Origin of the sequence: Mesorhizobium sp. AR10 (assembly GCF_024746795.1) — a bacterium.
GTDB lineage: Bacteria > Pseudomonadota > Alphaproteobacteria > Rhizobiales > Rhizobiaceae > Mesorhizobium.
The window spans coordinates 1635519-1648826 of record NZ_CP080524.1 but is presented as its reverse complement, the minus strand read 5'-3'; the positions used below and the strand labels follow the sequence as shown (position 1 = coordinate 1648826).

The window sequence follows — 13308 nt, the reverse complement described above, 5'->3', positions numbered from 1 at the left end:
GGGCGTCTTTCCCGTAGCGCCGCAGGAGCCAAGAACGTTGGAGCCCCGCAGGGCCGCTACAACCAGCAAACAGACAAGGCGCGTGACCAGGCTCTCCAACCCGCCCAACCTGTCTTCCGAGCCGGCGGACCCGCTGACATGCAGGAATGTCAGCCAACCCGGCAAGCGGATCCGCATGGTCTGCGAATAGCTGCCAGGCTGACGTGCGAACGCTCGACAGCGTTCTTTGAAGAGGCGATCAAAGCGACGCTGCGCCCTTGACGGGTTCCTTGGCGCCAAGCTTGTCCAGCGCCATACGCACCTGGCGCAGTTCGTCCTGCCAGCCGTCATCGTCGCCCATCGGGCTTTCCGACGCGGCCCGCTGCAACCCCCGAGCCTCGGATTCGATGTCGCGAAGCCTGGCGATTTTTTCTTCGGTGGTCAGGGATTCGTCTTCGACGATCTCCTGCACCTTCATTTCCCTGAACGTGACCATGGCGATTGCTCCTGGTTGACCGCCTTCACAACGCGATGATCGGCAAGAGCGTTCCAGGCAGGCTCCGTCGCTGCCGGTTGAAACCTTCCTCGGCATTCCGCGTTGTGTGAGCAAAGGAGACCGAAGATGTCTATTCACTTCACCGTCTCTGGCCTGACGAGAAACCTGTTCCACTCACTCGGACTGGACCATGAGCGGGCGCCGAGATCCCTGACGCCTGAGCAAAGCCTGTTGCTGGAATGCTATCTGGCCGGCCAGATTCCGGAATCAGCCTGGAACGACTATGTCTTCGAGACGCCGGAACTGGCACGGCATGTCAATGCGAGGCGCAGCCACCACTGACCCCAAACCGGATCAGGCTCTGCCGCTCTGAGACGATGCCGCATCGGCCCGCCCGGAAACGAGCGGGCTTTCTGCATGTGGCGTCCGGCTATTGCCCGGCTATTGCTTTGGCGAGGCGAATTGCAAGGTGAAAACATTGCCTGCAATGCCTTGAGCAAGTGCCGGCGAAAAACTCAACGGCAGGCAATTTTGGAGAGCCGCGGTTGCCGCGTCGACAAACGCCTGGCGCGCCTTTGCGTCGCCGGCGACCTTGATGGCCCTCGGCCGGGGCGGGCCGATCAGCGTACCGTCGCGCTTGAAGCTGAAGCTCAAGGTGACGGTGGAATTTCCGGCATCGGCCGGCGGGCTCCAGCACGCCTGGATCGCAGCGCCGACATCCCCCATGGTGTTGAGCGTCGCGGCATTCGATTGACAGGTTGCACCCGCCAACAGTGCGCCCGCAATCGCAGACAGTCCTGCAGCGCGTTTCATTGCAAAGCCCTCGTCCTCCAGCCAGTCGGCAGCCCGCAAGGGACAACCCCGATTGATGATAGTGTCGACGCAGGCAATGACAATATGTCTCCTCAGGAACTTGATACCGAAGTCCGCTCGCCATCTCTTGGTCAAAATCGCCGAAAAGCAAAAAGGCCGGCACAGGGCCGACCTTTCCTTCCACCTTGGCATCCGCGCCAGTACATCCGTGGTCACGAGTTGAAGGTGAACTGTCCGTCAGTAGATAGGGTTTTGGTTAACGAATCCTTACCCTCGACGGCCGGTTCCACAGGCCGCGCGCCAGGAAAAAGCAACCGTTGCCGCGTCACGCCTTGGCCTGCGACTTCACATAGGTGATGTAGCCGCGCACGTCGCCGGCCGGCTCGGCATAGGCCTTGCCGAGCGTCTTCTCCATCGCCGCCATGTACTCCTTCGCCCATTTGGGCAGCGCGTAGTCGACGACGGCCAGAAATTCGAGCGTCGCCGCCAGCCGAATGTCGGCGATCGACGGGTTCTTGCCGCCGATGAACGGCTTGCCGTCCCGGAAGAAGGTGTGAAAGACCTCCAGCGGCTCGGCAATCGCCGCCATGGCGGCTTTCTGGGCCTCCGATTTCCTGTCGGGATGGGCGTCGCTGTGGCCGACCTCGCCGGCATATTGCGGGAAGCCGAGCGCCGGATAGGTGGCGCGCGCCACATAGGGGTAGAGCGTGCCGATCAGGTAGAACATGGCGCTGTCGATCATCGCCCGCTTGGCCGGCGCCTTCGGGTAGAATTTCTCCAGCCCATGCTTGTTGGCGAGATATTGCATGATGGCGCAGCTTTCCCACAGCACACCTCTCGGCAGGCCCTTGTCCTCGATCATCGGCGTCAGATGGGCCGGGTTGCGCGCCATGTACTCGGGTGAGCGCGTATGGCCCCAGGCGTCGATTTCGGCAGCGTCGAAGCCGGCCGCGCGTGCAAAGACACGAACGGTCATGTTGTTGACGCTCGGCTTCAGCATGCTGAGCTTCAGCGCCGGCTTCTTCGCCGGCTTCGCCTTGGCTTTCGCGGCCGGTTTGGCAGTTGCCTTGGCCGCCGCTTTCGCTGCCGGCTTGGCGGAAACTTTCGACGCTGCCTTGGCCGCAGGCTTTGCTGCTTTCGTGGCCGGCTTGGCTACTGCCTTGGCGGCAGGCTTCTTCGCACTCTTGGTCGCTGTCTTTGCCATCGTGTTCCTCCTTTTTATTGGCTTGTCGTCAATATGGATTCTTCGGCGCCCGGTCGTCCGACAAGGTTGCACGGGAACGCTCGACGAGCGCCTGGATCGCGTCGGCGAGATGCACTTCGGCGATATTGTAGTCGCCGCGCGCGACGCGGACCTTGTGGGCTTCCATCAGCACGTCGGCATGGCTGAAGCCCGCCGGCGGCTCGAAACGGTAGGAGGCAAGCTCGATCAGCAGGCCGAGCGGATCCTCGAAATAGATCGAATCCATGAAGCCGCGATCCTTGACGCCGCTGTGCTTGATGGCGCGCTCGTCGAGCCGGGCGACCGCCTGCAGGAAGGTGACGCGCGACACCGAAAAGGCGATGTGGTGGACGCAGCCCGGATCGGTCGGCGTGCGCCGCTTGACCGCCGTGCGGCTCTCATCGGTGAAGATGGTGATCAGCCTTCCGTCGCCCGGATCGAAATAGAGATGACTTTCCTTGGCCTTGTCGAGGTTGGGTTGCTCGAAGATGAACGGCATGCCGAGCACGCCCTCCCAGAAGTCGATGGAGGTCTGGCGCCCGGCGCCGACCAGCGTGATGTGATGAACGCCTTGCGATTGCAGTTTCTGCATTGGCCCTCTCCCTGGCATCTCCTCGCCCCCGGAACGAGCTTCGATCTCTGGCCGCGGTATGCCGTCGCCGACCACGCCAGGCGCGGGGCAAATGTGCGTGCTTGGCGACTTTTCCGATCCGTTCCCCGGCGTTCTGCGCGCCGTCCTGAGCCTTTGGCTCATGCTTGTAACGTGATGCTAATTCAATTGGGGGCGGTGCGCCAGGACCGACAAATCCGAGAATCACCAAGGCACGGCGCTAGGTATCGAGCATGTCCCAGTCATCCCCTAAGACCCAACGGAGCGCTGACAACTTGCCGTTGACCATACCCCATTCAAAATCGCTCCAAGGCCCAAGATTATCAGGGTCGTGCTTCTCCTCCACCATTGTAGCGGCTTTTAATGCTCCCTCCCATATTGTATCCAAAATCACTTTGCTTTTGTTTTTGGCCTTGTCGTATTCAGCTCTTGGCAAGAGCTTGATCTTTCCACTATCAACGCGAACGCGTCTGTTCCAATGTCGGTTGTACCAAACTTGATCAGTCAGCAGATCGATCGACTCGATTATCTCTGACAGCCGACGCGGCTCCTCCATCCACTCAAGTTCAAATTTAACGTCTTCCAAAAGCTCGGAAGCGATTTCATTAAGGAACTCGCCAAGCCGGGTGGAATAGGTGGAATTTTCATCCGCGAACATATTTGCAATATCAGGGTGAGGCAGCCGATTGTCGCCAGTTGGATCACCAAAATCCTTGAAATTATGAGTGATGAACGCATGCTTGTTAGACGCAATCTGTTTCAGATGCTCGGCATAAACCTCGATTATCATTGCATCTGCGATGCTGTTTTTCTGACGATGAAATGGAGCTCGTTGCTCAAGACCGCGTTCGCTTGCGGCAATCTTCACCAAGTCGGACGTTTCGATAATGTCAGATCGCTCGAAAAGTTTTTCGATCAACCCGACGTCTTCGTTGCCAGCATCGCTTAGAGTTATGATCTTGTGGTCAATCTCGTGAAGTTGCGACAGCGTCTCGGCCTTCTTCGCATCGTCGGAGAACTGATCTACGGCTTCACGAACCCGACGAAACACGCTCGATAGATTACGCTTGCTATCATCAGTGACGCGCTGCTTGTTGCGTGAAAATTCTTCAACGACTATCCGCGGCACGATAAGTGCAATTTCTTCTTGTTCGACCAGTTCCCGAAGAGCATGAAGAATCGTCTGCTGGCGGTAGTCTTTCGCCATGTCTAGCCACACGCATGTGTCGATGAGGATATGGATCATTGTTAGCGTCCGATGGTTCTCCGCATCTTTGACAGGCATTTCCGAGAGATTAAAGCCCCATCCTTACCGCCTATCTCTGTCCAGGACACTCGCGGACGATCCGGCGCACCCCGATGCCCAAGGGGCGAGGCGTAACACACGCCTACGGGGTCGGAAAACGAGAAGGGCGGCTCTTGCGAACCGCCCGACCGTTAGAGATATGCCACCATGAAGGTGACGACTGCGAGGAAGAAGCGGGCACTGACCCGAATTCTAATCCCCTTCCCATACAGGACGATTATGTCCATGGGGCTGGCTCCATATAAGAGCCGGGCGCGCACCAGCAGTTAAACTGGGATGCAGATCGATCTGCACGAAAATTCTCCTGCGTTTGAAGCAGGGTGTGCGCCGCTTTTGATGCGACGAATTCGCTCGCGTTTGATGCGAGGTGTCTGCACTGCTTTTGAGGCAGTGAAATGATGCGCCCAGTTACGTTGGCGATCCGGATTGTTCGTCTAGCTTGTCCTACGATTTCCAGGCGGTTGGCCGTTTGGCTCCGCGTCAAGGGTACCTAGGAGGCCGTTCAAGTTCATTTTCATTTTCAAAGTACCTGAGTCGCCCTCCAGCTACAACGACTACAGCTACGCCGCATCAAAAATAGCGAAATGCCCTACTGCTCGCGTGTGCAATGGGAGAAGAATCACAAAGGGTCAAGGGGGCTCGCTACATTCCGACAACCTTCGCAGCAGGCTGGTTTCGTCTCACCCAAACGCCGCCACTGCGGTCTGCCAATTCGAATCGTCATAAATGCCCTTGCGCCCGACGCTCAAGCAGGTCCCCTTCAATTGTTCTTTGTGTCGAACCACCGAGAAATCCCCTTATCTCCGGACTGAAGAGCATCGCCGCCTGAAAGCTGATATGATTGTCGTCGGTGAAGGCCAGCTTGCCCTCAATGAAGCCGTGACAGACTTTGACGTCACAAACACGCGAGGAAATGTCCAGGAACTGGACATTCGGGAGCGCCCGGAGGTCGTCGACAATGCCGCCATAGGCGGCGGTGATCCGCCTGAACTCCGCCATATGGACGACAGGGTTGAATGCATGCCCATACCATGCGGCCCGGGCAGCAGGATTGGCGCCGAATAAGTCAGAGTTGGCTGTGGACAGCACGAACAGGAACTGCTTTTCGGGGTAGCGTTCGACCAGCGTGAATAGGCCTTCCCTCATTGCAGTAATACCGTCGACGATTTTTCGATTTGAATTGTAGTAGCGATCGACCAGCGCAGCCTGACGCCAGTAGATAGGAACAATCACACTCTTGACCCCCGGCCTTGCGTCAAAAAAATCTGTCGTGAGCCGGTTCATGTATTGGTACTTTTTCTCTTCGCCCCACTTGCCGAAGTCCAGAAGCGGTCGATAGCCAGTGTCCGAAATCTGGTAACCCGCGCGACCGACCTCCGCAGCGTTTTGGAAGATGGCGGCAGCGACAGCATTGGCGTGACTATCGCCGATGATGACAAAATCAGGCGATTGGTGGGCCGCCCCTCGGACGCAGAGGGTATCGATGTCACGCCTGTCTCGATAGACATAGCCGCATTCACGCCACGGCCCTTGATGAGCGCGCTTGCTTGCAAGAATCTGGATATCCTTCGGCACCCGTGATGGAAATCCCAGCGATTCGCGCGCAGCCCAGCCCGCCGCAGCGAGCAAGGCCATTGAGGTTGCGGTGGCCAGAAACAGCTGCGGTCGGCGCAACGTCCCATCACGGCGCCGACCCGGTCGCTCGATGAATCGCCAGGAAAGAAAAGCTATAGCGATCGAGAAGGCGACGATAAAGATCCTTTGATAGAAACTCAACTCAATATAGTAATACCTCATAAAGACAACGATTGGCCAATGCCATAGATAAAGAGAATAGCTGATCAATCCGACGAATCGAAGAAGTGGGTTCGACAACAGCTCTGTGAAAGGAGCAGTAGATTGGCCGAGACCCGAATGAATGATCAGTGCGGCACCCAGTACCGGTGGCAACGCCATAATGCCAGGGAAAGGGGTTTCGGCTGTGTAGGAGATTACGGGTGCCAGAATGAGCCCGAGACCCGCAAAAGATTCCCAACCCGCAACCCGCCTGCGGGGAGCAGGGACGAGTTCGAAGGCCAATAGCGAGCCGACCAGTAATTCCCATGCGCGAGTTGGGAGAAGGTAGAATGCCGCCATCGGAGTTTGCCTGACGCCATAAGCGGCGAGACCCAAGGAGGCCACCGCCGCCAACAGGCAGAGTGCAGCCGCATATCTCCAGAGCCCCAATCGATAAACGACGAGCAGCCCGATTGGGAAGAGTACGTAGAATTGTTCCTCGACCGAAAGGGACCACGTGTGCAGCAGCGGCTTCAGCTCCGCTGCCCCGTTGAAATAGTCGTTGCTTTCGATCCAGAAAAACACGTTTGAAGACATCAGGGCCGACCAAAGGGCGCTCCCCCCGAAGTCCTCCAAGTCCTCGGGCAACATAAAAACCAGAGCGACCACCATTGTTACGACGACGGTTGCAAGATAGGCCGGGATTATCCGGCGAATTCGCCGCTCATAGAATGAAGCCACGCTGTATTTGTGCTGCTCGATATCATCAACAATGATCTTGGTGATGAGATAACCAGAAATGACAAAAAAAACGTCGACACCGACGTATCCACCGCCAAAGAGGGGGAACCCTGCATGAAAAAGCACCACGGGAAGGACGGCAACCGCTCTCAGGCCATCGATATCAGCGCGATATTTTATCATGTTCCTGCCGACGGTCGGACCCTTTACCCGACATCCTCCGGATGAGCGGCTCTTCGGGGCAAGATTGACGCCAGGGACGGGCATTGGCAAGCCCGAACCTCGCCGCGGAAGGCCGAACTTCCGTGTCGCGGGTGGTCGCCGTGCCGCGTTGTGTCGGCTGTAAAAGTAGCAACGGCAAAGTTTGCCGTTACTACTTCCCTTCTCGGCGCCGCGGTCGACGCCCGCCCACCGGCGGCCTTCGCTGGCCCATGTAGTGCGCTGCTACTTCTTCACCGCGGCCGAAGGCGTTGGCCGTCTGCCGCTGCTGGTGTCAGATAATCTCCCGGATCGTTTCTTCTCGCAGCACGGAATTTTGAAAAGCAGCCGGGCGTCCGACAGTGCTCGCCTACGGATATTCGACGTATTCGGTCCTGCGTTCTTCTCCGAACGGTCGTGCCTGACGTCGAGGCGTCCAAGGCGTGGCTGGAAGCCCATTAAGGCAGACTGAGTGCTGCGCAGCGGTGCATTTCGGGTCCCTTATCGGGACCGCAAATCTCGGATTGTCGTCATGTTGTTGATATTGCTGGTACGCCCAAGGGGAATCGAACCCCTGTTCCCGCCGTGAGAGGGCGGTGTCCTGACCGCTAGACGATGGGCGCGTTCAAGAACCGGCGATATAGGCTGACGGCTGGGAAAAAGCAACGGGGCTGCGGACAATCAGTTGTGCCGGGGAATTGCCGGTCGCGGGCCTAGCGTTTCGGCTCGATCAGGTCCCAGAGATTTCCATAGAGATCGGCGAAAACCGCGACTGTACCGTAGGGCTCATGGCGCGGTGCTTCGCGGAACTCGACGCCGTTTTCGAGCATCGCCGCATGGTCGCGGGCAAAATCAGCGGTTTCGAGGAACAGAAAGACCCGGCCGCCAGTCTGGTTGCCGATGCGGCTTTTCTGCGCCTCGTCGGACGCTTCGGCCAGAAGCAGCCGCGCGCCTTGCCCGTTCGCCGGGGTCACCGTGACCCAGCGCTTGCTCTCGCCGAGATCGATGTCGTCGGTGAGGACAAAGCCAAGCTTGCCGACATACCAGGAGATCGCCTCGTCATAGTCCGCGACGACGAGCGCGACTGTGGCAATGCTGCGATGTGCTGCAAACCCGGTCATCTGTTGCGGCCCAGTTATCTGTTGCGGATCGCAAAACGGCCGACGATGCGGCGCTCAGCGATGTCGTAGACAAAGACCGTACGGCTGCCGTCGGCGAGCTCGGCGTCGATGGAGATGCGGTTGCCGGACAGCGACTGGCTGACGATTTTCGCGCCGACCGGCAACACGATGTCGCCCGTCAGCGGTTCGCCGGCGGGCACCGGGATGTCGCTGGCCAGCGGCGGGTTGGCGGGAGGCGCGTTGCGGGCTTTGTAGACAAGGGCTGCGATCACCACCATAAGGGCGAGGAACAGCAGGCCAAGATTGATGGCCATGAAGCGCACGAGTTTCTTCCGCACGCTTTCGACCCCGGGGTCGAGCGGTTTTTCCTCGTCTTCGTCGGCAAGGGCCATGGCAAAACATTCCGGAACTTTTTCGATGAGCGCTCATAACGAAGAGACCCCCAAATTAATAGGGGATGAATTGACCGAGGGTGTATCGACCGTCCTGGAAGCAGGCACTGATGCGGCCGGCCAGCGGCTCGACCAGTGGCTGGCGGGTCAACTCGGCCCGGACATGTCGCGCAGCCGGGTGCAGATGCTGATCAGGCAGGGCGCGGTCAAGATTGGCGGCAAGCCGGTCGACGAGACGAAGCGCAAGATGGCGGCCGGCGACCGCGTGTCGGTCGACATGCCGGAACCCGAGCCGGCCTCGCCGCAAGGCGAGGCGATCACGCTCGATGTTCTCCACGAGGACAACGAGCTGATCGTCATCAACAAGCCGGCGGGGCTGGTCGTGCATCCCGGCGCCGGCAACTGGACCGGAACGCTGGTCAACGCGCTGATCCACCATTGCGGCGACAGCCTTTCCGGCATTGGCGGCGTGAGACGGCCGGGCATCGTCCACCGCCTAGACAAGGAGACCAGCGGCGTGATGGTCGTCGCCAAGACCGATCGTGCCCACAAGTCGCTGTCGGAGGCGTTTGCCGATCATGGCCTGACCGGCGATCTCGAACGCGCCTATCTGGCGCTGGTCTGGGGCATACCGACGAGGCCGACGGGAAAGGTCGATGCGCCGCTTGGCCGCGCCGCCGACCGCGTGCGCCGCGCCGTGGTGCCCGCAGGGCGCGACGACGCCCGCCACGCGATCACCCATTTCACCGTGCTCGAGCGCTTTGGCGAACAGCAACAGGAATTTGCCACGGCGAGCATGGTCGAATGCCGGTTGGAAACCGGCCGCACCCATCAGATCCGCGTCCACATGGCCCATATCGGCCATCCGGTGGTCGGCGACCCCGATTATGGCCAGGCCTTTCGCACCAAGGCCAACCGGCTACCCGAGCCGTTGAAGGGCGAGGTAAAGGCATTTCCACGACAAGCTTTGCATGCCCGCCTCCTTGCATTTCGCCATCCCACTACCCATTTATCCCTACGGTTCGAAGCACCACTACCGAGGGATATGGAGGCACTCGTCGAAGGCTTTCGCAAGCTCTGAACCCAACCATCAAAAACCTGACCGGCGTTGTTCACTTTGGCGTGACACACTGTTTCGTGTTGAACAAATGCCTGTCTTTTCTGGTTTTGTTCCTATATAAATTCGTTGTCGCGGATGAGCCTTTTGGCGTCCGCGTCACATGCCCGCCGCGTTTCGGGGGCATCACTCCAAGAGAGAGGGGGCGCTATCATGGCCCAGTCACTACCCAGCATTGTTTCCGGCGAAGGCGGCCTCAGCCGCTACCTGGAAGAAATCCGCCGCTTTCCGATGCTTCAGCCGCAGGAAGAGTACATGCTCGCCAAGCGTTACGCTGAGCATGAGGACACCACGGCTGCGCACAAGCTCGTCACCAGCCACCTTCGGCTGGTTGCCAAGATCGCCATGGGCTATCGCGGCTACGGCCTGCCGATCGGCGAGGTGATCTCGGAAGGCAATGTCGGCCTGATGCAGGCCGTCAAGAAATTCGAACCGGAGCGTGGCTTCCGCCTCGCCACCTACGCCATGTGGTGGATCAAGGCCTCGATCCAGGAATACATCCTGCGCTCGTGGAGCCTGGTCAAGATGGGCACCACCGCCAACCAGAAGCGCCTGTTCTTCAACCTGCGCAAGGTGAAGGGCAAGATCCAGGCGCTCGACGATGGCGACCTGAAGCCCGATCAGATCACCGAGATCGCCACAAGGCTGAACGTGTCGGAAGCGGAAGTCGTGTCGATGAACCGCCGCCTGTCGGGTGACGCTTCGCTCAACGCGCCGATCCGCGCCAGCGAAGGTGAATCCGGCGAATGGCAGGACTGGCTGGTCGACGACCACGAAAGCCAGGAAGAGATGCTGATCGAGCAGGACGAGCTGGAGAACCGGCGCGAAATGCTGTCCGGCGCTCTTGCCGTGCTCAACGAACGCGAGCGGCGCATCTTCGAGGCGCGCCGCCTGGCCGAGGAGCCGCTGACACTGGAAGAACTGTCGTCCGAGTTCGACATCAGCCGCGAGCGCGTGCGCCAGATCGAGGTGCGCGCCTTCGAGAAGGTGCAGGACGCGGTCAAGGCCGCGGCCAAGCGCCAGATGCAGGCGCTGCGCACCATCGAAGTCCAGCCGGCGGCGTAACGCAAGCATCGGCAACGAAATAGAACGGCGGCGTCAGGAAACTGACGCCGCTTTTTCTTTGTTGGTTCGGTGGTTGGTGAGAAGCCGAGGCGACATCCGATCTCCCTCCTTGCGGGGAAGATTGGCGATTTCGCCGACGACGCCTACTCCGGAACGTTGAGTCCCGGCAGGCAGCATCGACTCCCGCCCTGAACCCGACCCGTCAAAGGCTATCCAGCGGAATCTTCAGGTAGCGGCGGCCATTGGATTCCGGTTCCGGCAGGCGGCCGCCATTCATGTTGACCTGCAGCGCATGCAGGATCAGCCTTGGCATCGGCAGCGTCCTGTCGCGGGCCTCGCGCAAGGCGACGAAGTCGGCCTCTGTCCGGCTTGCCACGAGATGGATATTTGCAGTCTTCTGCTCCGCAACCGTGCTCTCCCAACGGGCTTCGCGGCCTCCCGCCTGGTAATCGTGGCCGACGAAAACACGGGTCGCGTCCGGCAGTGCCAGAATATCCTGGATCGAGTGCCACAGCCGCGCCGCGCTGCCGCCGGGAAAGTCGGTTCTTGCCGTGCCGCTGTCGGGCATGAACAGCGTGTCGTGGACGAAGGCGGCGTCGCCGATCACATAGGTGATCGACGCCAGCGTATGGCCCGGCGAAAAAAGCACCCTTGCCGGAATGTTGCCGACCGAAAAGACTTCATCGGCCGCAAACAGCCTGTCCCATTGCGAGCCGTCGGCGCGAAATTCCGGCCAGTTGTAGATGACCTTCCACAAGTCCTGGACATCGGCGATCCTCTCGCCGATCGCCGTCGGGGCTCCGGTCTTTCCCCTGAGATAATACGCCGCCGAAAAGTGGTCGGCATGCGGATGGGTGTCGAGGATCCACTCCACCTCCAGCCCGTTCTCGCTGATGAAAGCGAGTACGGCGTCGGCATTCTTCGTGCCCGTTGCGCCGGACTTCTCATCGAAGTCGAGGATCGGGTCGATGATGGCGCATCGCCGCGTCGCCATGTCGGCGACCACATACTGGATGGCGCCCGTCGGCTTGTCGTAGAAGCCGGTGACCTCTGGCCTGGCCGATGCTGCGCTCAATCCGGCCCCCTCACCTCCCGCTCGGACAGGAATGATTTTCTCTGCCTGAGCCAAAGAAGAGCATGGTTGTCTCGGTTCGACGCAGTCAAGCACCCCATGCCTCGCGGAGGCAAGAGAGTCGAAAATCCTTCCCAAACTTGTTGGCCGTTCAGGCAGTCGGCTGCTTGGTCTTCCTCAGATAGGGCAGGATCGTGTCGTAGGCGCCGAAACGCTTGATCGCATCCTCGTTGGAGACGGCGGCGGTGATGATGACATCCTCCCCCTGCTTCCAGTTCGCCGGCGTCGCCACCTGGTGCTTGGCCGTCAGCTGGATGGAATCGATGACGCGCAGGATTTCATCGAAGTTGCGGCCGGTCGTCATCGGATAGGTGAGCACCAGCTTGATCTTCTTGTCGGGGCCGATGACGTAGACCGAACGCACCGTGGCATTGTCGGCGGGCGTGCGGCCTTCCGACGTCTCGCCAGCCCCGGCCGGCAGCATTTCGTAGAGCTTGGCGACCTTGAGGTCCTTGTCGCCGATCAGCGGATAGTTCACCGAATGGCCGGTCGCCGTCTTGATGTCAGCCTGCCATTTTTCATGACTCACGACCGGATCGACGGAAATGCCGATGATCTTGACGTTGCGCTTCTTGAACTCGCCTTCTAGCCCGGCCATCGTGCCAAGCTCGGTCGTGCAGACCGGCGTAAAATTCTTCGGATGGCTGAAAAGCACCGCCCAGCCGTCGCCGATCCATTGGTGAAAGCCGATCGGCCCTTGCGTGGTCTCGGCAGTGAAGTCCGGCGCGATATCGTTGATACGAAGGCTCATGGCACACTCCCCTTGTAAACAGATGCTTTTGTAGACAGATGCCGTCGGCAGGGAGAGCATCGGGCAACAGGCAATGCCGCCATCAAGACGCCCACCCTCCGGCGTGCTGCATCTTAGCGCAAAAATTCAGGCTGCGAGATAATTTGAAACTCTTGTCGGCGGCGCCATGAGCATTTTCATGCTGCCGAGGTCACCGACTGCGCATCGCTTGCGCGGCGTCAGGCCTTCTTCACCGCCAGGCTCGTCGCCAGATCTTCCATGCGCTGGGCCAGCGCGCCAAGCGCACCGGTCAGCACGGAATCGTTCTTGTCGGCCTTGGTCAGGGCGTCGTCGCGCGTCTTGCGCAGCGTCAGCACTTCGCTTTCCATGCCTTTGACGCGCTTTTGCAGTTCAGAAAGCTCGTCCATGACCATGATGCCGGCCATGACGGTCAGCCGCTGGTCGCCGATCTCGCCAAACGAATCCTTCAGATGCGAGACATAGCGGTCGAAGCGCTCGGCAAGGTCGATCAGGTGTTCTTCCTGGCCCTCATCGCAGGCCATTCGATACTGCTTGCCATCGATGGAAACCGTGACTTGTGCCATTGGCC

At 59.6% G+C, this 13308-nt stretch carries 14 protein-coding genes and 1 tRNA gene; 3 read left to right on the top strand and 12 right to left on the bottom strand.

Translation table 11 applies throughout. From position 1 onward, the window contains the following. Positions 1–238: 238 nt before the first annotated feature. Complete coding sequence (locus LHFGNBLO_RS11530) at positions 239–475, bottom strand: hypothetical protein (RefSeq protein WP_258607019.1); 237 nt, start codon at positions 473–475, stop codon at positions 239–241. 126 nt (positions 476–601) lie between these two features. On the opposite strand from LHFGNBLO_RS11530, the gene LHFGNBLO_RS11525 reads away from it, so the two are divergent. Further along, positions 602–817 carry a hypothetical protein gene (locus LHFGNBLO_RS11525; RefSeq protein WP_258607016.1) on the top strand — a complete coding sequence of 72 codons (216 nt, stop codon included), beginning with the start codon at positions 602–604 and terminating at the stop codon, positions 815–817. A 99-nt stretch (positions 818–916) separates the two neighbouring features. Here LHFGNBLO_RS11525 and LHFGNBLO_RS11520 read toward each other — a convergent pair whose 3' ends face one another. From LHFGNBLO_RS11520 to LHFGNBLO_RS11485, 8 genes are all read right to left on the bottom strand, one after another. Further along, positions 917–1288 (bottom strand): hypothetical protein, encoded by a 372-nt coding sequence (locus LHFGNBLO_RS11520; RefSeq protein WP_258607014.1) that lies wholly within the window; start codon positions 1286–1288, stop codon positions 917–919. A 325-nt stretch (positions 1289–1613) separates the two neighbouring features. Next, entirely contained in the window at positions 1614–2492 is an 879-nt protein-coding gene (locus tag LHFGNBLO_RS11515; RefSeq protein ID WP_258607012.1) for a glutathione S-transferase family protein, read from the bottom strand. Positions 2493–2520: 28 nt separating this feature from the next. Then, a complete protein-coding gene (locus tag LHFGNBLO_RS11510) occupies positions 2521–3102 on the bottom strand; it encodes a VOC family protein (protein WP_258607010.1) in 582 nt (193 codons plus the stop codon). 238 nt (positions 3103–3340) lie between these two features. After that, positions 3341–4366 (bottom strand): PIN domain-containing protein, encoded by a 1026-nt coding sequence (locus LHFGNBLO_RS11505; protein WP_258607008.1) that lies wholly within the window; start codon positions 4364–4366, stop codon positions 3341–3343. 780 nt (positions 4367–5146) lie between these two features. Continuing rightward, positions 5147–7126: an acyltransferase family protein gene (locus LHFGNBLO_RS11500; RefSeq protein ID WP_258606999.1), complete on the bottom strand. Its 1980-nt coding sequence runs from the start codon at positions 7124–7126 to the stop codon at positions 5147–5149. A gap of 563 nt (positions 7127–7689) precedes the next feature. Continuing rightward, a tRNA-Glu gene (locus LHFGNBLO_RS11495) sits at positions 7690–7764 on the bottom strand. Between the two features lie 90 nt (positions 7765–7854). Continuing rightward, positions 7855–8262: a VOC family protein gene (locus LHFGNBLO_RS11490; protein WP_258606997.1), complete on the bottom strand. Its 408-nt coding sequence runs from the start codon at positions 8260–8262 to the stop codon at positions 7855–7857. Between the two features lie 14 nt (positions 8263–8276). Continuing rightward, complete coding sequence (locus tag LHFGNBLO_RS11485; RefSeq protein ID WP_258606995.1) at positions 8277–8654, bottom strand: fimbrial protein; 378 nt, start codon at positions 8652–8654, stop codon at positions 8277–8279. 25 nt (positions 8655–8679) lie between these two features. Here LHFGNBLO_RS11485 and LHFGNBLO_RS11480 point away from each other — a divergent pair, with 25 nt between their 5' ends. Next, the gene (locus LHFGNBLO_RS11480; protein WP_258606993.1) at positions 8680–9735 is read left to right on the top strand and encodes an RluA family pseudouridine synthase; all 1056 of its coding nucleotides are present in this window, start codon (positions 8680–8682) and stop codon (positions 9733–9735) included. Positions 9736–9924: 189 nt separating this feature from the next. Continuing rightward, positions 9925–10836: an RNA polymerase sigma factor RpoH gene (gene rpoH, locus LHFGNBLO_RS11475; protein WP_258606991.1), complete on the top strand. Its 912-nt coding sequence runs from the start codon at positions 9925–9927 to the stop codon at positions 10834–10836. A 202-nt stretch (positions 10837–11038) separates the two neighbouring features. On the opposite strand, the gene LHFGNBLO_RS11470 is transcribed toward rpoH, so the two are convergent. From LHFGNBLO_RS11470 to LHFGNBLO_RS11460, 3 genes are all read right to left on the bottom strand, one after another. Continuing rightward, positions 11039–11911, bottom strand: a complete 873-nt coding sequence (locus LHFGNBLO_RS11470) for an MBL fold metallo-hydrolase (protein ID WP_258606989.1) — start codon at positions 11909–11911, stop codon at positions 11039–11041. Between the two features lie 148 nt (positions 11912–12059). Next, positions 12060–12719 (bottom strand): peroxiredoxin, encoded by a 660-nt coding sequence (locus LHFGNBLO_RS11465; protein ID WP_258606987.1) that lies wholly within the window; start codon positions 12717–12719, stop codon positions 12060–12062. A gap of 218 nt (positions 12720–12937) precedes the next feature. Next, the gene (locus LHFGNBLO_RS11460) at positions 12938–13303 is read right to left on the bottom strand and encodes a cell division protein ZapA (RefSeq protein ID WP_258606986.1); all 366 of its coding nucleotides are present in this window, start codon (positions 13301–13303) and stop codon (positions 12938–12940) included. Positions 13304–13308 lie beyond the last annotated feature (5 nt).